The organism is Helicobacter pylori, from assembly GCF_030323545.1.
Taxonomy (GTDB): domain Bacteria; phylum Campylobacterota; class Campylobacteria; order Campylobacterales; family Helicobacteraceae; genus Helicobacter; species Helicobacter pylori_CO.
Genome location: NZ_CP122954.1, coordinates 665,706 through 687,201, shown reverse-complemented (window position 1 = coordinate 687,201; position 21,496 = coordinate 665,706). Strand labels below are relative to the sequence as shown.

Genomic DNA, 21,496 nt, shown 5'->3' with positions numbered 1-21,496 from the left:
TAGAAAACACAAGCGCGTTTGAGTAAAAACACCAACCACGCTCGCTAAAGCCACTCAATCAATAAAAAGCGTAAGGGAAGTATCCAGGCGCTCCATACCCATAAGGCCCATAAGGCATAAGACCTGACCCATAAGGCATGAAACCATAGGGCATGTAATAATAAGGCATGTAATAGCCTCCATACATTCCGTTTTGCATGGGCGAATTGAGATTATCCACTGAATTGTAAAAGCCGTTTAAAGAGCCATAAGCGTTATAATTAGTGAAACGATTGATTAAAGGCGTGGTGTGTGCATCAATAGTGGCGTTTTCTTGCTGGATGGCGCTTTCTTCTCTGGCGACTTCTTGGGCTTTAGTCTCTTTGGGATCTTTCACTAGCACTTCTTCTATGGGCACATTCGCCCCACAAGCGCTTAACAGATAGGCTAAAAAGCCAGTGTTTAAAAAAAGAATGATTTTAGAGAGGTGAGCGGATTGGTTGGGTAAAAAAGTTTTGTTGTTTTGATGCATGGGATTTCCTAAATTTTAAAAATAACTAAAGATTAACATGTTTTTAATTTAATATTCATTAAGCAGTGGTTTCGTGGCTATTTTATTATTTTAATTGTGTTTTTCATTAAAACCCAACCACTAAAACCTTATTTTTATGATAAAATACCTAGTCATAATATCAAATCTTAAACCAAAGAAAAACCATGAAAAAAGCTCTCTTACTAACTCTCTCTCTCTCGTTTTGGCTCCACGCTGAAAGGAACGGGTTTTATTTAGGTTTAAATTTTCTAGAAGGAAGCTATATTAAAGGACAAGGTAGCATCGGCGAAAAAGCTTCAGCAGAAAACGCTTTAAATGAAGCGATCAATAACGCAAAGAATTCATTATTCCCCCAACAAAACACAAAAGCCATAAGAGATGCAAAAAACGCCTTAAATAAAGTGAAAGATTCAACAAAAATCGCTAACCGATTCGCAGGAAATGGTGGATCGGGCGGTCTTTTCAATGAGCTCAGCTTTGGGTATAAATATTTTTTGGGTAAAAAAAGGATTATAGGGTTTAGGCACTCTCTTTTTTTCGGTTACCAACTTGGTGGCGTTGGTTCTGTTCCTGGCAGCGGTTTGATCGTTTTTTTACCCTATGGTTTCAATACGGATTTGCTCATTAATTGGACTAACGATAAGCGAGCGTCCCAAGAATACGTTGAACGAAGGGTAAAAGGGCTCTCTATATTTTACAAAGACATGACCGGCAGAACGCTAGACGCTAATACATTAAAAAAAGCATCAAGGCATGTATTTAGAAAATCTTCAGGGCTTGTGATTGGCATGGAACTAGGGGGTAGCACTTGGTTTGCGAGCAATAATCTCACCCCTTTCAATCAAGTCAAGAGCCGCACGATTTTTCAGTTGCAAGGAAAATTTGGCGTTCGTTGGAATAATGATGAATACGATATTGATCGCTATGGTGATGAAAACTATCTTGGGGGTTCTAGCGTGGAATTAGGGGTTAAAGTGCCAGCCTTTAAAGTCAATTACTATAGCGATAATTATGGGGATAAATTGGATTATAAAAGAGTGGTGAGCGTTTATCTTAACTATACGTATAACTTTAGAAACAAACATTAAAACACGCTTTTTAATGCTCTTTAGTTGGTTTTTTAAAAAACCTTATTTTTTCTTAGATTCGAACTCTTCATAGCCTTTTTTTCTCAATTGGCATGCCGGGCATTTATCGCAGCCATAACCATAAGCGTGCAAAATCTTTCGCTCTCCTTGATAGCATGTGTGCGTTTCTTTGATGACTAAATCTAAAGCCCCTAAATCTTTAGCCATTTGAAATTCTTGCGCTTTATTCAAAAACATTAAAGGCGTTAGGATTTTAATCGCCGTGTTTGATCCTAAATTGAGCGCATGCTCGATGCTTTTAATGAAATCTTCTTTACAATCCGGATAACCGCTAAAATCCGCTTGCGAAACCCCTAAAGCGATGTTACTAGCCCCTAGTTTTTGCGCGTAAGAATGCAAAAGGGTGATAAAAATGGCGTTACGATTAGGCACAAAAGAGTTGGGTAAATCTTTATTTTGCGCATGCGAATGCCCTATTAAATCGTTAGAGTTTTTAAAAAGCGCGGAATGGGTGATATTTTCTAAAAAATCTAATGGGATAATTTCATAAGGGAGTTGTAAAAGAGAAGCGATTTTTTGAGCACATTCTAATTCCACAGAGTGTTTTTGCGCGTAATCAAACCCCACTAAACAGACTTTTTTAAAACGCTTTTTCGCCCATACGGCTAAAGTGGTGCTGTCTTGCCCACCGCTAAAACTGATTATGCAAATTTCTTGTTCCATCAAAATCCCTTAAAAATTCTAAAAAGATATAATAACACAAAGAAATTTTAAGAGTAAAAAGCGTGTTTGAGTTAAATACAGAATTAAAAGAATTGTTTGACATTTATGAAAAATCCCCCTATGAGCTTTACTTGGTAGGGGGGTGCGTGCGCGATTGTTTGATGGGCATTACCCCAAAAGATTACGATTTGACCTCAAACGCTTTAGCCAATGAAAGTAAAGAGCTTCTTTTAAAGCACCATTTTAGGGTGCTAGAAACCGGTATCAAACATGGCACGATCACGGCTCTTAAAAACGATCAAAGCTATGAAATTACAACCTTTAGAATTGAAAAAGGGCATATCAAACACCGAAAGCCTAAAGAATTGGTTTTTAGCGCTCATTTGACAGACGATTTAAAGCGGCGCGATTTTAGCATGAATGCGATCGCTTATAGCCCTACAAAAGGGCTGATTGATCCTTTTAAAGGGCAGAATGCGATTGAAAATCAAATAATTGAATGCGTGGGGAAAGCGCGATTAAGGTTTTTTGAAGACGCTTTAAGGATTTTAAGAGCGTTGCGATTTAGCGCAACTTTAGGCTTTAAGATAGCGCCAAGCACTAAAGAAGCGGTTTTTGCGTGTAAGGATTTGTTAAAACACCTCTCCAAAGAGCGCTTACAAAGCGAATTGAATAAGCTTCTTATGGGGAAAAACGCCTATGAAGTGGCCAAAGAATATCAAGAAATTTTGGAGTTGGTTATTCAAGAAAAAATAGAAAATTTAGGGTTTTTAAAAAACGCGCCTTTCAATCTGGAATTAAGATTGTTAGGGTTTTTTAAACATCAAAAAAGTTTAGAAAATTTACGCTACCCTAAAAAAACATGTGTTTTATTTACTCAAGCTAAAGAATGCCATAAAGCTTTTTTAAATATTCATAACAAAACAGAGCTAAAATTTTTATTGAAAAACTACGATTCAGAGCCTTTTAATTTGGCTTTAGATTTTTATGCGCTCAAAAACCCCAAACACGCTTTAAAAATTAAAGGCTTGTTAAAAGAAATATTGAACGCTAACGAGCCTTTTAAAAAAGAACACTTGGCCCTTAAGGGCGGCGCGCTTCAAAGCTTGGGTTACCAACACCAAAAAATCGGCGAAATTTTAAACGCATGCCTAAATTTAGTCATCGCTCACCCTAAAAACAACGCTTTAGAAGGGCTGATAAAATGGGTTAAAGATCATTATTTACCTAATGATGCTATAAATCATTCGTCAATAGGCAGAAAAAATTAAAAACAGAGAAAACATGATAACGATGAATGCGATTCAATGGCCTGAAAAATGGATACCAGGAGAGACTGATAATTTTGTGTCCAATGAAGTCATTGTCAAAGGTTTGGATTTTAATAAAGTGGTGCAGCATTTAAGAGACGCGTCTTGTTGGGAAAAGTATTACAAAAATTCAGGGAATGTCCACATGCATAATCAAGACAATACCATTCTTAAAGACAAGACTCGTTTCCGTTTTGAAACTTTTGGCTTTTTAGTGGAGGCACAGGTGGAAGAGTTTGAATTGAAAGACACCATACTGCGTTTGGCTTGGAGAGGTTGGAATGAAGCTAAAGGCGATGAGTATCTTGAAGTCTATCACGCATGGATTGTTGAAAAATTAGATAATGATCGTGTGCGTATTCTAACCCAAGAAAGCCAATCGGGAGTCCCTGCTAAAGCTTTAGCGAAATCTGTGCCTAATGCGATGCTAAATGACCATCAAGCTTGGTTAGATGGTTTAGTGGCGTATTCACGCTAATAAGTGAGGATTGAATGAAAATCGGATGGATTGGACTAGGGGCTATGGGGACTCCTATGGCGACTCGTTTGTACGATGCAAATTTAGAAGTGTCGGTTTATAACCGAACAGAGAGCAAAGCAGCCCCCTTAAAAGAAAAGGGCGTAGCGGTTTATACTAACCCTATAGATTTAGCCGCTAAGGTTGATCTGATTTTTACCATGCTTTCGGATAAAACGGCGATTGATGCTGTTTTAGTGCCAGAATTTTGGGAACAGATGTCTGAAAAAATCGTGGTGAATATGAGCACCATCGCTCCTTTGGAGAGCTTATCTTTAGAAAAAACCGCTCAAAAGCATCAAGTAACTTACCTTGAAGCGCCTGTTTCGGGATCAGTTGGTGCGGCTAAAGCTGGGGCTTTATTGATTTTAGCGGCAGGTGAAAAAGAAGTGGTTGCTCAACTCAAACCTATTTTTGCACATTTGGGGAGTCAAACCTTTTATTTAGGAAAAGTTGGTCAAGGGACAGGAGCTAAACTATCCATTAATAGCCTTTTGGCTCAAATGGGGGTTGCTTATTCAGAAGCTTTGCTATTAGCCAAACATTTAGGGGTTGATGCAGAGTCATTTTTGCAAATTATTGGCCAATCTGGCATGAATTCGCCTCTCTTTCAAGCTAAAAAAGGCATGTGGCTACAAGATAGCTATCCGGCCGCTTTCAGCTTGAAACTCATGCTCAAAGACATTCGTTTAGCTAACAATGAAGCAGGAGAGACGATAAAGTTGCCATTCTTATTCAAGGCACAAGAACTTTATTCTCAAGCGGAAAAATCCGGTTTAGGCGAAATGGATATGGCAGCCGTTTATCATTATTTAGAAAAAGGAGAACATTAAAATGGACAGAGAACAAGTGATTGCTTTACAGCACCAACGATTTGCTGCAAAAAAATACGATCCTAATCGTCGTATTTCCCAAAAGGATTGGGAAGCTTTGGTTGAAGTGGGGAGATTAGCCCCTTCTTCAATCGGGTTTGAACCATGGAAAATGCTTTTATTGAAAAATGAACGCATGAAAGAAGATTTAAAACCGATGGTCTGGGGGGCGCTTTTTGGTTTAGAGGGAGCGAGCCATTTTGTCATTTATCTTGCGCGAAAGGGCGTTACTTATGACAGCGATTACGTTAAGAAAGTGATGCATGAGGTTAAAAAAAGGGATTATGACACTAATTCCAGGTTCGCTCAAATCATCAAAAATTTCCAAGAGAACGATTTTAAACTCAATAGCGAACGATCTTTGTTTGATTGGGCTAGCAAGCAGACTTATATCCAAATGGCGAACATGATGATGGCAGCGGCCATGTTAGGGATTGATTCTTGCCCGATTGAAGGGTATGATCAAGAAAAAGTGGAGGCTTATTTAGAGGAAAAAGGCTATCTGAACACGGCGGAATTTGGCGTGTCAGTAATGGCTTGTTTTGGTTATCGCAACCAAGAAATCACCCCTAAAACCCGCTGGAAGACAGAAGTTATTTATGAAGTGATTGAATAAAAACGCTTTTAGCTTTTTGATAACCAACCATAAAGAGCTTGGCGTTGGCCAAGCACTAATCTCTTGAATAATGCCTATTCATGTTTGATAAAACAGAACTACCACAACACAATTAAGTATTCTTTAGGTATAATCAAAAACTATTTTTAAATAAAGGGTTTTTATGCTTCGTTTTGCGCCTTCGCCTACAGGGGATATGCACATAGGGAATTTAAGGGCAGCCATTTTCAATTACATTGTGGCCAAACAGCAACACAAACCCTTTCTCATTCGCATTGAAGACACGGACAAAGAGCGCAACATTGAAGGCAAAGACCAAGAGATTTTAGAGATTTTAAAGCTTATGGGGGTAAGCTGGGACAAACTCGTGTATCAAAGCCATAACTTGAATTACCACCAAGAAATGGCAGAAAAATTACTGAAAGAAAATAAAGCGTTTTATTGTTATGTGAGCGCGGAGTTTTTAGAAAGAGAAAAAGAAAAAGCCAAGAATGAAAAACGCCCTTTCAGGTATTTAGACGAGTGGGCGGCTTTAGAAAAAGACAAGTGCCATGCCCCTGTGGTGCGTTTAAAAGCCCCAAATCATGCGGTGTCTTTCAATGATGTGATTAAAAAAGAAGTGGAATTTGAATCTGATGAATTGGATTCTTTTGTGCTTTTGAGAAAGGATAAAAGCCCTACTTATAATTTCGCTTGCGCATGCGATGATTTGCTCTATGAAATCAGTCTGATCATTAGAGGCGAAGATCATGTGAGCAACACCCCTAAACAAATTTTAATCCAGCAAGCTTTAGGCTCAAACGATCCGATTGTTTATGCACATTTGCCCATTATTTTAGATGAAACAAGCGGTAAAAAGATGAGCAAAAGAGACGAAGCGTCTAGCGTGAAATGGCTTTTGAATCAAGGGTTTTTACCGGTTGCGATCGTGAATTATCTCATCACTATCGGCAATAAAGTGCCTAAGGAAGTTTTTAGCCTTGATGAAGCGATAGAGTGGTTTGATTTAGAAAATCTTTCCAGTTCCCCAGCTCATTTTAATTTAAAATATTTAAAACACTTAAACCACGAGCATTTAAAGCTTTTAGACGATGAAAAGTTATTAGAACTCACTTCAATAAAAGATAAAAACCTCTTAGGGCTTTTAAGATTGTTTATAGAAGAATGCGGCACGCTTTTAGAATTGAAAGAAAAAATTTCGTTGTTTTTAGAGCCAAAAGATATTACTAAAACTTATGAGAATGAAGATTTTAAAGAGCGTTGTTTAGCGCTTTTTAACGCCCTAAAAAGCATGGATTTTCAAGCGTATAAGGATTTTGAAAGTTTTAAAAAAGAAGCCATGCGATTGAGCCAGCTTAAGGGTAAGGATTTTTTCAAACCTTTGCGCATTCTTTTGACCGGGAACTCGCATGGCGTTGAATTGCCTTTGATTTTCCCCTATATCCAAAGCCACTATCAAGAAGTTTTAAGGCTCAAAGCATGATTTTTTCTACCCTTGTTAATGCGATAGCGGTGATTTTAAGCTCGCTCATTACGATTTATATGTGGGTGGTGATCATTTATTCGCTTATCAGCTTCGTGCAGCCTAACCCCAATAACCCCATCATGCAAATCCTCGCTCGCTTGTGTGAGCCGGTGTTTTATTTTTTACGCTCTAAATTCAAGCTTGTGTTTAACGGGTTGGATTTCGCTCCTTTAGTGGTGGTCATTGTTTTGAAATTTTTAGATTTAACCCTCATCCAATGGCTTTTTGTGCTCGCCAAAAGTTTTTAAAGAAAATCATGCGTTTTTTTATTTTATTTTTTATCGGTATGCTTGGCGTTGGTTTTTCTCAAACCGAGTTCAATTTAAAAGATTTAGAAAAAAAGCCCGCCGGGATCGTTAGGGATTATTATTTATGGCGTTATATTAGCGATAAAAAAACCACTTTAGAAAACGCTAAAAAAGCCTATGAATTGACTCAAAATAAAAACAACGCTCTGCAAAAGGCCATGCAAGAAAAAGGCTCATACAATCCAGAAAAAAGCCCTGATGTTAAATTGCCTGAAGACATTTATTGCAAGCAAATAGCTTTAGAAAGCATGCTAGAAGGAACAGACACTTTCCAAGCAAGCTGTATCGCTATCGCTTTAAAATCAAAAATCAGAGATTTTGATAAAATCCCCCCTCAAACCCTTAAGCCCTTACAAATTAAAATCAAAGAGGCTTACCCCGTTCTTTATGAAGAATTAGAAATTTTGCAAAGTAAGAATGTGAGCACTTCTTTATTTAAGGCTAATGCGCAAGTGTTTAGCACGCTTTTCAATCATTTGAGTTATGAAAAAAAGCTCCAAATTTTTGAAAAACATATCCCTATTAAAGAGTTAAACCGCCTTTTAGATGAAGATTATCCGGCGTTTAACCGCTTAATCTATCAGGTTATTTTAGATCCTAAATTGGATCATTTTAAAGACGCTCTCACTAAAACTAACGCTACCCACAGCAACGTGCAAACCTTTTTTATCCTAGGGATTAACGAAATCTTGCGCAAAAAACCCTCTAAAGCGCTCAAGTATTTTGAACGCTCAGAAGCGGTGGTCAAAGACGATGATTTTTCAAAAGACAGAGCGATCTTTTGGCAGTATCTAGTCTCTAAAAAGAAAAAAACTTTGGAACGCCTTTCACAAAGCCCTGCCTTAAACCTCTATAGTCTTTATGCGAGCCGCAAACTCCAGACCACGCCCAGTTATCGCATCATTTCTCACATCCAGAATTTAAGCCAAGAAGACCCTCCTTTTAACACTTATGACCCTTTTTCGTGGCAAATTTTTAAGGAAAAAACCTTGAGTTTGAAAGGCGAAGATGCGTTTAATGCGATGCTAAAAAGCTTGTATTATGAAAAAAGCGCTCCTGAATTGACCTATCTTTTAAGCCAACGCAATAAAGACAAGATTTATTATTATTTATCCCCTTATGAAGGCATTATTGAATGGCAAAATGTTGATGAAAAGGCTATGGCGTATGCGATCGCTAGGCAAGAAAGTTTCTTGCTCCCGGCAGTCATTTCGCGCTCGTTCGCTCTGGGGCTTATGCAAATCATGCCCTTTAATGTGGGGCCTTTCGCTAAAAGCCTTGGCATGGATAATGTTGATCTAAACGACATGTTTAACCCCAATATCGCTCTTAAATTTGGTAATTATTACTTGAACCATTTGAAAAAAGAATTCAACCACCCCCTTTTTGTCGCCTACGCCTACAACGCTGGGCCTGGGTTTTTAAGGAGGTGGCTAGAAAGCTCCAAACGATTTAAAGAAAAAAATCATTTTGAGCCATGGCTTAGCATGGAGCTTATGCCTTATAGCGAGACTCGCATGTATGGCTTTAGAGTCATGCTCAATTACTTGATTTATCAAGAAATTTTTGGGAATTTCATCCCTATTGATGGATTTTTAGAACAAACTCTTAACTCAAAGGACAAACCATGATTAAAAAATGCCTTTTTCCTGCCGCGGGCTACGGCACGCGCTTTTTGCCGATCACTAAAACCATTCCTAAAGAAATGCTGCCCATTGTGGATAAGCCTTTAATCCAATACGCTGTGGAAGAAGCGATGGAAGCGGGCTGTGAAGTGATGGCGATCGTTACGGGTAGGAATAAACGAAGCTTAGAAGATTATTTTGACACGAGCTATGAAATAGAGCATCAAATCCAAGGCACCAACAAAGAAAACGCTCTAAAAAGCATTCGTAACATTATAGAAAAATGCTGTTTTTCCTATGTGCGCCAAAAGCAAATGAAAGGCTTAGGGCATGCGATTTTAACCGGAGAAGCCCTCATAGGCAATGAGCCTTTTGCGGTGATTTTAGCCGATGACTTGTGCATAAGCCATGATTATCCAAGCGTGCTAAAGCAAATGATTTCATTGTATCAAAAATACCAATGCTCCATTGTAGCCATTGAAGAAGTGGCACTAGAAGAAGTTTCAAGATACGGCGTGATTAGGGGCGAATGGTTAGAAGAGGGGGTGTATGAGATTAAAGACATGGTGGAAAAACCAAGCCAAGAAGACGCCCCAAGCAATCTAGCCGTGATAGGGCGCTACATTTTAACCCCGGATATTTTTGAAATTTTAAGCGAGACGAAACCGGGTAAAAACAATGAAATCCAAATCACAGACGCCTTACGCACTCAAGCCAAAAGAAAACGGATCATCGCTTACCAATTCAAAGGCAAACGATACGATTGCGGGAGCGTGGAAGGCTATATTGAAGCGAGTAACGCTTATTATAAAAAACGCTTATAAATCTTATCAACATGGGCAATTTGACTTATTACGCTTACATGTATTTGATCCTCTTTGTATGCTTGCTACCTGTGTTATTAATGGGGCTTGCTTGGAGATTTTTTCGCCCCCCTTTAAAGCAAAATATTCCTAATAAAAGCCTTTCTTTAGAAAATTTGAGCGCACAAATCAAAAACCTTAAAAGCGCACAAGCCTTAGAAAAACTTAAAAACAGCTTCAATGAGCGTTTTAAAATTTGCCCCAAAGACAAAGAAACTCTGTGGCTAGAAACGCTCCAAAATTTAGTCGCTTCAGAATTTTTTGAATTAGAAGACGCTATTAATTTTGGGCAAGAATTAGAAAACGCTAACCCTAATTATGTGCAAAAAATCGCTAACGCTACCGGCTTAGCCCTTAAGAATAAAAAAGAAAAAGGATAGAATTGGATTTTTTAGAGATTGTAGGACAAGTCCCTTTAAAAGGGGGGGTAGAAATTTCTGGGGCGAAAAACTCCGCGCTCCCCATTTTAGCCGCCACGCTTTTAAGCCGACAAGAAGTCAAAATCAAATCTTTGCCCCAAGTGGTGGATATAAAGGCGATGGCGTTATTGTTGCAAAATTTAGGCGCAGAATTAGAATGGCTTGATCCTAACACGCTCCAACTCAGCGCCAAATCCCTGCGCCACACCGAAGCCACTTACGATTTGGTGCGCAAGATGCGCGCTTCCATTTTGGTTTTAGGCCCACTATTAGCGCGTTTTAAAGAATGTTTGGTGAGTTTGCCCGGTGGGTGCGCTATAGGAGCCAGGCCTGTGGATTTACACTTAAAAGCGATGCAACAATTAGGGGCTGAAATCAAAATTGAGCAAGGCTATATCCATGCAAAAGCCCCTAAAGGCTTGAAAGGGAATGATATTTTATTTGATAAAATCAGCGTTACAGGCACAGAAAACGCCCTCATGGCAGCAAGCTTAGCTAAAGGGATCACGCGCATCATTAACGCTGCTAAAGAGCCAGAAATCGCTCAATTGTGTGCGTTTTTACAGAGTGGAGGGGTAGAAATTGAGGACGTTGGCAGCAGCGAGCTAAAGATTAGGGGGGTAGAAAATGACGCTTTGAATTTAAAAGACATTCAAATCATACCCGATAGGATTGAAGCAGGCACTTATTTATGCGTGGGGGCTATCACTAACAGCCAGCTTAAAATCCATCGTATCATCCCTAACCATCTTCAAGCGATCACCGATAAGCTCATAGAAATTGGTTTTCCGCTAGACATTCAAGAAAATTCTATAGAAATTTATCCGGCCAAAAAACGCCAGGCCTTTGAAATCACCACGAAAGAATACCCGGGCTTTCCCACAGACATGCAAGCACAATTCATGGCATTAGCCACGCAGTGTTTGGGGACGAGCGTGATTGAAGAAACGCTTTTTGAAAACCGCTTCATGCATGCAAGCGAACTGCAACGCTTGGGGGCTAATATCAGCCTAAAAACGAATGTTGCTACCATTAGCGGATCCACAGAACTTACCGGAAGCGATGTGATGGCGACCGATTTAAGGGCTTCTTCGGCTCTCATTTTAGCCGCTTTAGTGGCTAATGGCGTGAGTAGGGTGCATAGGATTTACCACTTGGATAGGGGTTATGAGAGATTAGAGGATAAAATCAACGCCTTAGGGGCAAAAGTTGCGCGCTTAAAAGAAAAATAACTCAATATTTGGTTACAATAGCTAGAATATTTTTCAATTATTACATAAGGAGCTTTTATGCGTATTGAGCATGATTTCATTGGGCAAATGGAAATTAGCGATGAAGTTTATTACGGGATTCAAACTTTAAGAGCGAGTGAAAATTTTTTCATCACCAACGACAAGCTTTGCAGTTATCCTGTTTTTATCAAATCTTTTGCTCAAGTCAAAAAAGCGGCTGCTTTAGCTAACGCGCAATTAGGCTTGATTGATGAAAAGCTTAAAATTGCGATTTGCCATGCGTGCGATTTGCTCATTGACGGCAAATACCATGATCAATTCATTGTGGATATGGTTCAAGGGGGGGCTGGCACAAGCACGAACATGAACATGAATGAAGTGATTGCTAATTTGGCTTTAGAATACATGGGGCATAAAAAGGGCGAGTATCAATTTTGCCACCCAAACGACCATGTCAACCGCTCTCAATCCACTAATGACGCTTATCCTAGCGCGTTAAAAATCGCTATTTATGAGCGCTTGAGCAATTTAGTCGCTCCCATGAAGGCTTTAAGGGACGCTTTCGCTCAAAAAGCTAAGGAATTTTCCCATGTGATTAAAATGGGGCGCACCCAACTTCAAGACGCTGTGCCTATGACTTTAGGTCAAGAGTTTGAAACTTATGCTTTGATGGTTGATAGGGATATTGAGCAGGTTTTAGACGCTAGGAATTGGGTAAGAGAGCTTAATTTAGGCGGCACGGCTATTGGCACAGGGATCAATTCGCACCCGGATTATCGCAGTTTGATTGAAAAGAAAATCCAAGAAGTAACGGGTCGCCCCTTTGTCATGGCTAATAACTTGATAGAAGCCACTCAAAGCACGGGGGCGTATGTGCAAGTGAGTGGGGTGTTAAAGCGTATTGCAGTCAAACTTTCTAAGGTTTGTAACGATCTCAGGTTGCTCAGCTCAGGGCCTAGAGCCGGGCTGAATGAAATCAATTTGCCCAAAATGCAACCAGGTAGCTCTATTATGCCCGGTAAAGTCAATCCGGTGATCCCTGAAGTGGTCAATCAAGTGTGCTTTGCGGTGATCGGGAATGATTTGAGCGTGGCGTTAGCCGCAGAAGGAGGGCAATTGCAACTCAATGTGTTTGAGCCGGTCATCGCTTACAAGCTTTTCCATTCCTTTGTGATTTTAGGGCGCGCGATTGAAACCTTAACGACTAAATGCGTGGAAGGCATCACGGCTAATGAAAAGATTTGCCACGATTATGTCTTTAACAGCATTGGCATTGTTACTGCGCTAAACCCTCATATCGGCTATGAAAAATCCGCTATGATCGCTAAAGAAGCCTTAAAAAGCGATCGCTCTATCTATGACATCGCTTTAGAAAAGAAAATCTTAACTAAAGAGCAACTGGATGATATTTTCAAGCCAGAAAACATGCTAAGCCCTCACGCTTTCAAAAAGCATAAAGACTGAACGCTTTGCAACTCTCACGCCTTCAAACTTTACGCTCCCTTTATATGGAGCGTCTTTTGGGCGAAACTTACACGAATATCAACCTCAATAAGCCCCAAAATAAGCCTCTTAACAAACAAGTTTATGAGGGCATAGAAAATTGCAATCTGTGCAAACGCCATCAAAATTCAAAACCGGTGATAGGGCTTTTTAACCCCACTTCCAAGCTCACTTTCATCACGCTAACCCCCATGCTGGATAGCCAATTGAATTTCTCAAACAATTTAAAAGCGGTCATGTTAGAGAGCATTATCCAAAAAGTTTTTAATTACCCCTTAAAAGATTGCAGTATTTTATCGCTCCTTAAATGCGACTCTAACAGCCTTAATTTAGAAGAAGAAATCAACGCATGCTTATTCCATTTAACCTGGCAATTAGACAACAGCGCTTCAAAAGTCATTGTGGTATTTGGCGAGATTTTGCCCAAACGCCTTTTAAACCTTTCTAAAGAAGAATCCTTTGGGCGCATCGTTTCTTTGAAAACAAAACATTTTTTAAGCACCCATGCTTTAGGGGACATGCTCAAAAACCCCACGCTCAAAAAAGAAGCGTTAGCACATTTTAAGATAGCACTTCAATTTCTTAACCAATCTTAAAATACGCCTTATTTTCTAACCCATCTCCTTATAGCACGCAACAAGGGTAAGAATTTTTGATAAGCTTTGCGATAGATTTTAAAAGAGGTGTTTTGAGATAGTTCCAATAAAGGTGAAGCGTTTTGAAAAAGCCACTCATAATTAACCCTCAAATTATCATAATTAACCCTCAAATTATCATAATTAACCCTCAAATTATCATAATTAACCCTCAAATTATCATAATTAACCCTCAAATTATCAATGGATACTAGTGGATCATTCAAATCACGATAAAGAGTGGAAAGGTTATTGTGATAAATCGTATCGTTTTCTAAAATCGTTTTAAAAAAATCTAAGATTTTTTTAAAACTCAAATCTTGGTAAAAAACAGCTTTCCCATCAATAGTGTTCAAAGGGTTTTCATAGAGCATGTCTAAATAAGCGTTTTGGTGCGTGTGCAAGTATTTGATATAGTCAATCGCTTCATCAAAGTTTTTAAAATCATGGACATTCACAAAACTTTTAGGGTTAAAATCTTTCGCCACGCTGGGACTCCCCCAATAGATAGAGATAGTATGGCTGAAATACGCGTCAAGGATTTTTTCGGTAACATAGCCATAGCCTTGTGAGTTTTCAAAACACAGATTGAATTTGTATTGGCTTAAAAATTCGTTTTTGTTTTCAACCTTATAGCCTAGAGTGTTTCTCACGGCTCCTCCCCCAGTAACTGGCTCTATGGAATTTAAAGCGTCACAGAAAGCGTTCCTTTTAGGAGCATTAGGATTGCTTGCGACAAAACTCGCAAACCCTCTTTTCAAAGGATCGCTCTCATTATTGATGAGCGCGCATAAATTGGGGTGGTTTTCTTCAAAACAATGGGAGGGTTTTTTTAAAGCATAAGGGTTGTCAGTTTTAATCTTATAAGGTGCGGTGGTGTCATTAACAAGCTCGGCTTTATAATGCAAGCTGGCATAATACAAAGGCATTCTCAAATAACGATCGTTAAAATCCAATTCATCAAAGCCTATGGCGTAATCAAAAAGGTTGAAGTTAGGGACTTCATTTTCACCGGTGTAAAACACTCTTTTTGCGTTTTGATAAGATAAAATCTTTCTAGCTGATCCAAGAGGATTGCCAAAGACTAGATCTGAGGGTTCGTTGGGGTTTTGGTGGAGGGTGATTGTGTAATGCTGACTTAGGATAAAATAAAGAACGCTCTTTTTAAATTCTTTAATTTCTTCATCTCCCCACCAATTCGCCACAGCGATTTTTAGGGGGGGAGATTTAGAGGTAATTTTTTCAATGGAAGCGCTTTCTATAAAGGCGTCTAGTAAGGGCTGGAACATGATTATCCTTTTAAAGGAATTTTACAAAAAAAATTTTTTAAATCAAAGGCTTGATTAGGGCTAAATCAGGCTCATTGATGCAATGCGTGGCGTGCTGTTTTAAAACCTCTTTAGCGTTGAAAGCGATTTTGATGTGGGCATGTTTGAACATGCTCAAGTCATTCGCTCCATCGCCCACGACTAAAGTGCACGTTTTACTGATATTCAACAAGCGTTGTAAGGCGAGGAGCATTTCACCCTTAGAATGTGAAAACATCATATGCCCGGTAACCAAGCCGTTTAAGGCGTTATTTTCCACGATCAGCGTGTTACTGAAAGCCGCATCTAAATGCAATAAATCCCTGTAATGATTGGTCGCTAGATCAAAGCCCCCACTGAAGCAAACCACTTTGTAATTTTTCTCTTTTAAGGCACTAATGAGATCAAACGCCCCCTCAAACAAAGGCAGACTTTCACAAACTTCTTTGGCTAGTTTTAAGGGCATGTTTTTGAGTTTAGACACCCTTAAAATAAGACTTTTATGAAAATCTGTCTCGCCATTCATGGCTTGCAAAGTGATTGTTTTCACTTCATCAAACACCCCCCACGCTCTCGCTAAAGACTCAATCGTCTCAGCATTGACTAGCGTGGAGTCAAAATCAAAAACGGCTAGTTTTTGCACTCAATGACCCTAAAATTAAGATTTCCTGCTTTTAGCGATCCCTTTGACATACTGATCAGCCAAATACAAGCCATAGTTTTCATTACCAATCAACTCAATTTTATCCAAAATATCCTTGAAAAGCACTTCTTCTTCATGCTGTTCAGCCACATACCATTGCAAGAAATTGAAAGTCGCATGATCTTTGCTTTTTATGGCATGATCGACGATATTATTAATAGACTCGCTGATGTGTTGCTCATGTCCATAGGCTTTTTGGAAAATTTGAGTCAAGCTTTCAAACTTATGCTCAGGGGTGCTGATGCTAGTCAATTGCACAGGCACATTGTTTTCATTCAAGAAGACGATAAGCTTTTTAGCATGCTCGTATTCTTCAGCCGCATGGTCAAACAAGAAAAGCCCCGCACCATCTAAGCTATGGGTATAGCACCAAGAACTCATGCTCATATACAAGTTGGAAGAGTTCATTTCCTTATTCACTTGTTCGTTTAGCAACTTAATGATGTCTTTTGATAACATAGTATCTCCTTTGTGTTGGTTTAAGTTGTCCCATAATTATAGCATAAATGATAATGAAAAAGTAAACAAGAGTATGAAAATTTTTAAAAACTTACAAAAATGAGAGAGAACACCAGCTAATGGTCAGCTAATGGCTTGATAAAGCTTAGATTTTATCATAAAAATCCTTTTAATGAGAATTAGGTAAAAAAGGGGTTGGCACCAATTAGGGGGTTAAAAAGGGGGTATTATTATATAATGTATAAAAAGCATTCTTCAATCCAAAAATGCTACAATGTTTATCTTTAAAATGAAAGGCAATTTAACCATGGACTTTTTGGAAAAAGTATTAGACAATCAAGTTACTGAAAGTAAAGAATTAGTGAAGCTTTATGATTATGATTTATACACGCTAGGGGAAGCAGCGGATCGCATGCGCCAAAACATGCACCAAAAAATCGTGTATTTTAATGTCAATAGGCATTTAAACCCTAGCAATATTTGCGCGGACGCTTGCAAATTTTGCGCTTTTTCAGCCCACAGAAAAAACCCTAACCCTTATGAAATGAGCTTAGAAGAAATCCTAGAAAAGGTTAAAAACTCCTACAACAAGGGGATTAAAGAAGTCCATATCGTGAGCGCTCATAACCCTAATTACTCTTATGAGTGGTATTTAAAGGTATTTGAAACCATCAAACAAGAAATGCCTAACTTGCATTTAAAAGCCATGACCGCTGCAGAAGTGCATTTTTTAAGCACTAAATTCAACAAACCTTTTGAAAGCGTGTTAGAAGACATGCTCAAAGCCGGGGTGGATTCCATGCCTGGTGGGGGGGCGGAGATTTTTGATGAAGAAGTTAGGCGTAAAATCTGTAAGGGTAAGGTGGGATCTTCTCGGTGGTTAGAAATCCATGCTTATTGGCACAAGTTAGGCAAAATGAGTAACGCTACCATGCTTTTTGGGCATATTGAAGATAAAATCCATCGCATCGATCACATGCTAAGAATCAAAAAAATCCAAAGCCCTAAAAATAAAGTAGAAAATAAAGAAGGGGGCTTTAACGCTTTTATCCCCTTATTGTATCAAAAAGAAAACAATTATTTGAAAGTGGAAAAATCCCCTAGCGCGATAGAAATCTTAAAAACCATCGCCATATCTCGCATTCTTTTAAACAATATCCCTCACATTAAAGCCTATTGGGCGACTTTGGGCTTGAATTTGGCTTTAGTGGCTCAAGAATTTGGCGCTAACGATTTAGACGGCACGATAGAAATAGAGAGCATTCAAAGCGCGGCCGGTGCGAAGAGCCGGCATGGTTTAGAAAAAGAAGATTTGGTATTTAAAATCAAGGACGCTGGTTTTGTTGCGGTAGAAAGGGATAGTTTGTATAATTTTATACAGAAATTTTAATAATTTTTAGCGTTTTTAAGAATGATTAGTTATAATAACGCTACTAACAACACTCAAGCTAAAATCTATTAAGGAAATCAGTATTAAAAAATTAATTCTATCTTCTCTTGTTTTCGCATGTATCAATACCAGCGTTGAAGCTTTAGAAAATGACGGCTCTAAACCAAACGATTTGACTCCACCAAAAGAAGCCTCTCAAGAAGCTCCAAAAAATGAAGCTCAAAAAGAAACCCCCCAATCAAGTCAAACGCCTAAAGAAATGAAAGTCAAATCCATTTCTTATGTCGGGCTTTCTTACATGTCTGACATGCTCGCTAATGAGATTGTAAAAATTCGTGTGGGCGATATTGTGGATTCTAAAAAAATAGACACCGCTGTTTTGGCTTTGTTCAATCAAGGGTATTTTAAAGATGTTTATGCCACTTTTGAAGGCGGCATATTAGAGTTTCATTTTGATGAAAAAGCCAGAATTGCCGGGGTAGAAATCAAGGGTTATGGGACTGAAAAGGAAAAAGACGGCTTAAAATCCCAAATGGGGATCAAAAAGGGCGACACCTTTGATGAGCAAAAATTAGAGCATGCTAAAACGGCTTTAAAAACAGCTTTAGAGGGGCAGGGCTATTATGGGAGCGTGGTGGAGGTGCGCACCCAAAAGGTCAGTGATGGCGCATTATTAATCGTGTTTGATGTGAATAGTGGGGATAGTATTTATATCAAACAATCCATTTATGAGGGAAGCGCGAAATTAAAACGCCGCATGATTGAATCTTTGAGCGCGAACAAACAGCGCGATTTCATGGGCTGGATGTGGGGCTTGAATGACGGGAAATTGCGTTTAGATCAATTAGAATACGATTCTTTGCGTATCCAAGATGTGTATATGCGTAGGGGTTACTTAGACGCTCATATTTCTTCGCCTTTTTTGAAAACGGATTTTTCTACCCATGACGCTAAGCTCCATTATAAAGTCAAAGAGGGGATCCAATACAGGATTTCAGACATTTTAATAGAGATTGACAACCCGGTAGTCCCCCTAAAAACCTTAGAAAAAGCCCTTAAAGTTAAAAGGAAAGATGTCTTTAATATTGAGCATTTAAGAGCGGATGCGCAAATTTTAAAAACCGAAATCGCTGATAAGGGTTATGCGTTTGCGGTGGTGAAGCCAGACTTGGATAAAGATGAAAAAAACGGGCTTGTGAAAGTCATTTATCGTATTGAAGTGGGCGATATGGTGTATATCAATGATGTCATCATTTCAGGGAACCAACGCACGAGCGATAGAATCATTAGGAGGGAATTGTTACTAGGGCCTAAGGATAAATACAACTTGACCAAACTCAGAAATTCCGAAAATTCTTTAAGGCGTTTAGGGTTTTTCTCTAAAGTCAAAATTGAAGAAAAAAGGGTGAATAGCTCGCTTATGGATTTGTTAGTGAGCGTAGAAGAGGGGCGCACCGGGCAGTTGCAATTTGGGTTAGGCTATGGCTCTTATGGAGGGCTTATGCTTAATGGGAGCGTGAGCGAAAGAAACCTTTTTGGCACAGGGCAAAGCATGAGCTTGTATGCTAACATTGCTACAGGGGGGGGCAGATCTTATCCGGGCATGCCAAGAGGAGCGGGGCGTATGTTTGCTGGGAATTTGAGCTTGACTAATCCAAGGATTTTTGACAGCTGGTATAGCTCTACGATCAATCTTTATGCGGATTATAGGATAAGCTACCAATACGTCCAACAAGGCGGGGGCTTTGGGGTGAATGTTGGGCGCATGCTGGGTAACAGAACCCATGTGAGCTTAGGGTATAACTTGAATGTTACCAAACTCCTTGGTTTCAGCAGCCCTTTATACAACCGCTACTATTCCTCTGTTAATGAAGTGGTCGCTCCAAGGCAATGCTCTACCCCCGCATCGGTGATTATCAATCGCTTATCAGGCGGTAGAACTCCCTTACAACCTGAAAATTGTTCTAACCCTGGAGCGATCACCACCTCACCAGAAATAAAAGGTATTTGGGATAGGGATTACCATACGCCTATCACCAGCTCTTTCACCCTTGATGTGAGCTATGACAACACCGATGATTATTATTTCCCTAGAAATGGGGTTATCTTTAGCTCCTATGCGACGATGTCTGGCTTGCCAAGCTCTGGCACGCTCAATTCTTGGAACGGGTTAGGTGGGAATGTCCGTAACACTAAAGTCTATGGTAAATTCGCCGCTTACCACCATTTGCAAAAATATTTATTGATAGATTTGATCGCTCGCCTTAAAACGCAAGGAGGCTATATCTTTAGGTATAACACCAATGATTACTTGCCCTTAAACTCCACCTTCTACATGGGGGGCGTAACCACGGTGAGAGGCTTTAGGAACGGATCGGTTACTCCTAAAGATGAGTTTGGCTTGTGGCTTGGAGGCGATGGGATCTTCACCGCTTCTACAGAATTGAGCTATGGGGTGTTAAAAGCGGCTAAAATGCGCTTAGCTTGGTTTTTTGACTTTGGTTTCTTGACCTTTAAAACCCCAACTAGGGGGAGTTTCTTCTATAACGCTCCCCTCACAACAGCGAATTTTAAAGATTATGGCGTTATAGGGGCTGGGTTTGAAAGAGCGACTTGGAGGGCTTCTACAGGCTTGCAGATTGAATGGATTTCGCCCATGGGGCCTTTGGTGCTCATATTCCCTATAGCGTTTTTCAACCAATGGGGCGATGGCAATGGCAAGAAATGTAAAGGGCTATGCTTCAACCCTAACATGGGCGATTACACGCAACACTTTGAATTTTCTATGGGAACAAGGTTTTAAAATGCACATTAACAGAAAAGAAATTTTAGATTTAATGAAAAACGCGCCCTTGAAAGAATTAGGGCAAAAGGCTTTAAAAATCAAGCAACGCTTGCACCCTGAAAACTTGACGACTTTTATTGTGGATAGGAATATCAATTACACCAATATTTGTTTTGTGGATTGCAAGTTTTGTGCCTTCAAACGCACCCTAAAAGAAAAAGACGCCTATGTGTTGAGCTATGAAGAAATTGATCAAAAGATTGAAGAATTGCTCGCTATTGGTGGCACGCAGATCCTTTTTCAAGGGGGGGTGCACCCGCAACTCAAAATAGACTATTACGAAAATTTAGTCAGCCATATCGCTCAAAAATTCCCCACCATTACCATTCATGGTTTTAGCGCGGTTGAAATTGATTACATTTCTAAAATCTCTAAATTGTCTTTAAAAGAAGTTTTAGAAAGGTTGAAAAACGCCGGTTTAAGCTCCATTCCAGGAGCGGGAGCAGAAATATTAAGCGATAGGGTGCGCGATGTGATCGCTCCTAAAAAATTGAGCAGTGATCGCTGGATTGAAGTGCATAGAATGGCGCATCTTTGCGGGATTAAAAGCACAGCTACCATGATGTTTGGGAGCGTGGATAATGAAGAAGATGTGGTGGAGCATCTACAAAGGGTGCGCGATTTGCAAGATGAAACCGGCGGCTTTAGGGCTTTTATTTTATGGAGTTTTCAGCCCGACAACACCCCCTTAAAAGAAGAAATCCCAAGCATTAAAAAAGCGAGTTCCAATCGGTATTTACGCTATTTGGCATGCAGTAGGATTTTTTTGGATAACATTCAAAACATACAAAGCTCATGGGTTACTCAAGGCTCTATGATAGGGCAGTTAGCTTTATTGTTTGGAGCGAATGATTTAGGGAGTGTGATGATGGAAGAAAATGTAGTGAAAGCGGCCGGAACGAGTTTTTGCATGAATGAAGCGGGAATGATAGAACTTATTGAAGACATTGGGAGCGTGGCGGCTAAACGAAACACCGCCTATGAAATCTTAAAGCGTTATCCGGCTAAAGCAAAGGTATAAACA

The 21,496-nt window shown here is 39.5% G+C and carries 21 protein-coding genes; 16 read left to right on the top strand and 5 right to left on the bottom strand.

Annotation, left to right across the window (positions count from 1 at the left end; translation table 11 throughout):
* Positions 1–58 precede the first annotated feature (58 nt).
* Positions 59–511 carry a hypothetical protein gene (locus tag QAP06_RS03300; RefSeq protein ID WP_000554074.1) on the bottom strand — a complete coding sequence of 151 codons (453 nt, stop codon included), beginning with the start codon at positions 509–511 and terminating at the stop codon, positions 59–61.
* Between the two features lie 185 nt (positions 512–696).
* Between QAP06_RS03300 and oipA the strand changes: the two genes are divergently transcribed.
* The gene (oipA, locus tag QAP06_RS03295; protein WP_286466805.1) at positions 697–1,620 is read left to right on the top strand and encodes an outer inflammatory protein OipA; all 924 of its coding nucleotides are present in this window, start codon (positions 697–699) and stop codon (positions 1,618–1,620) included.
* Between the two features lie 42 nt (positions 1,621–1,662).
* On the opposite strand, the gene queC is transcribed toward oipA, so the two are convergent.
* On the bottom strand, positions 1,663–2,343 hold the full coding sequence (queC, locus tag QAP06_RS03290; protein WP_286466797.1) for a 7-cyano-7-deazaguanine synthase QueC: 681 nt from the start codon (positions 2,341–2,343) through the stop codon (positions 1,663–1,665).
* Between the two features lie 62 nt (positions 2,344–2,405).
* On the opposite strand from queC, the gene QAP06_RS03285 reads away from it, so the two are divergent.
* The 12 genes from QAP06_RS03285 (at position 2,406) to QAP06_RS03230 (ending at position 13,729) form a co-directional block, all read left to right on the top strand.
* On the top strand, positions 2,406–3,614 hold the full coding sequence (locus QAP06_RS03285; protein ID WP_286466795.1) for a CCA tRNA nucleotidyltransferase: 1,209 nt from the start codon (positions 2,406–2,408) through the stop codon (positions 3,612–3,614).
* Between the two features lie 13 nt (positions 3,615–3,627).
* Entirely contained in the window at positions 3,628–4,131 is a 504-nt protein-coding gene (locus tag QAP06_RS03280; protein ID WP_286466790.1) for an SRPBCC family protein, read from the top strand.
* A gap of 14 nt (positions 4,132–4,145) precedes the next feature.
* Positions 4,146–5,003 (top strand): NAD(P)-dependent oxidoreductase, encoded by an 858-nt coding sequence (locus QAP06_RS03275; protein ID WP_286466784.1) that lies wholly within the window; start codon positions 4,146–4,148, stop codon positions 5,001–5,003.
* Between the two features lies 1 nt (position 5,004).
* The gene (gene frxA, locus QAP06_RS03270; RefSeq protein WP_286466781.1) at positions 5,005–5,658 is read left to right on the top strand and encodes an NAD(P)H-dependent flavin oxidoreductase FrxA; all 654 of its coding nucleotides are present in this window, start codon (positions 5,005–5,007) and stop codon (positions 5,656–5,658) included.
* 163 nt (positions 5,659–5,821) lie between these two features.
* Positions 5,822–7,141, top strand: coding sequence for a glutamate--tRNA ligase (gltX, locus tag QAP06_RS03265; RefSeq protein ID WP_286466777.1), 1,320 nt, complete (start codon positions 5,822–5,824; stop codon positions 7,139–7,141).
* On the top strand, positions 7,138–7,431 hold the full coding sequence (locus tag QAP06_RS03260; protein WP_286466770.1) for a YggT family protein: 294 nt from the start codon (positions 7,138–7,140) through the stop codon (positions 7,429–7,431). The genes gltX and QAP06_RS03260 overlap by 4 nt, the downstream gene beginning before the upstream one ends.
* Before the next feature lie 8 nt (positions 7,432–7,439).
* Positions 7,440–9,122, top strand: coding sequence for a lytic transglycosylase domain-containing protein (locus QAP06_RS03255; protein WP_286466764.1), 1,683 nt, complete (start codon positions 7,440–7,442; stop codon positions 9,120–9,122).
* Positions 9,119–9,940 carry a UTP--glucose-1-phosphate uridylyltransferase GalU gene (galU, locus tag QAP06_RS03250; RefSeq protein ID WP_131129209.1) on the top strand — a complete coding sequence of 274 codons (822 nt, stop codon included), beginning with the start codon at positions 9,119–9,121 and terminating at the stop codon, positions 9,938–9,940. Before QAP06_RS03255 ends, galU begins: the two co-directional genes overlap by 4 nt.
* 11 nt (positions 9,941–9,951) lie before the next feature.
* A complete protein-coding gene (locus tag QAP06_RS03245; RefSeq protein ID WP_286466752.1) occupies positions 9,952–10,359 on the top strand; it encodes a hypothetical protein in 408 nt (135 codons plus the stop codon).
* 2 nt (positions 10,360–10,361) lie between these two features.
* Positions 10,362–11,630 (top strand): UDP-N-acetylglucosamine 1-carboxyvinyltransferase, encoded by a 1,269-nt coding sequence (murA, locus tag QAP06_RS03240; RefSeq protein WP_286466749.1) that lies wholly within the window; start codon positions 10,362–10,364, stop codon positions 11,628–11,630.
* A 57-nt stretch (positions 11,631–11,687) separates the two neighbouring features.
* Positions 11,688–13,094, top strand: a complete 1,407-nt coding sequence (gene aspA, locus QAP06_RS03235) for an aspartate ammonia-lyase (protein ID WP_001217495.1) — start codon at positions 11,688–11,690, stop codon at positions 13,092–13,094.
* A gap of 44 nt (positions 13,095–13,138) precedes the next feature.
* Complete coding sequence (locus tag QAP06_RS03230; protein ID WP_286467444.1) at positions 13,139–13,729, top strand: uracil-DNA glycosylase family protein; 591 nt, start codon at positions 13,139–13,141, stop codon at positions 13,727–13,729.
* An 8-nt stretch (positions 13,730–13,737) separates the two neighbouring features.
* On the opposite strand, the gene QAP06_RS03225 is transcribed toward QAP06_RS03230, so the two are convergent.
* Genes QAP06_RS03225 through QAP06_RS03215 form a run of 3 tightly spaced genes read right to left on the bottom strand, consistent with a single transcriptional unit; the run spans position 13,738 to position 16,237 of the window.
* Positions 13,738–15,057 carry a glycosyltransferase family 10 domain-containing protein gene (locus QAP06_RS03225; RefSeq protein WP_286466737.1) on the bottom strand — a complete coding sequence of 440 codons (1,320 nt, stop codon included), beginning with the start codon at positions 15,055–15,057 and terminating at the stop codon, positions 13,738–13,740.
* A gap of 37 nt (positions 15,058–15,094) precedes the next feature.
* On the bottom strand, positions 15,095–15,718 hold the full coding sequence (gene serB, locus QAP06_RS03220; protein WP_286466736.1) for a phosphoserine phosphatase SerB: 624 nt from the start codon (positions 15,716–15,718) through the stop codon (positions 15,095–15,097).
* Between the two features lie 15 nt (positions 15,719–15,733).
* On the bottom strand, positions 15,734–16,237 hold the full coding sequence (locus tag QAP06_RS03215) for a ferritin (RefSeq protein ID WP_286466735.1): 504 nt from the start codon (positions 16,235–16,237) through the stop codon (positions 15,734–15,736).
* Between the two features lie 307 nt (positions 16,238–16,544).
* Between QAP06_RS03215 and mqnE the strand changes: the two genes are divergently transcribed.
* From mqnE to QAP06_RS03200, 3 genes are all read left to right on the top strand, one after another.
* Entirely contained in the window at positions 16,545–17,627 is a 1,083-nt protein-coding gene (mqnE, locus tag QAP06_RS03210; RefSeq protein ID WP_286466730.1) for an aminofutalosine synthase MqnE, read from the top strand.
* 82 nt (positions 17,628–17,709) lie between these two features.
* Complete coding sequence (gene bamA, locus QAP06_RS03205; RefSeq protein WP_286467438.1) at positions 17,710–20,430, top strand: outer membrane protein assembly factor BamA; 2,721 nt, start codon at positions 17,710–17,712, stop codon at positions 20,428–20,430.
* 1 nt (position 20,431) lies between these two features.
* Positions 20,432–21,493 (top strand): dehypoxanthine futalosine cyclase, encoded by a 1,062-nt coding sequence (locus QAP06_RS03200; RefSeq protein ID WP_286466726.1) that lies wholly within the window; start codon positions 20,432–20,434, stop codon positions 21,491–21,493.
* Positions 21,494–21,496: the final 3 nt, after the last annotated feature.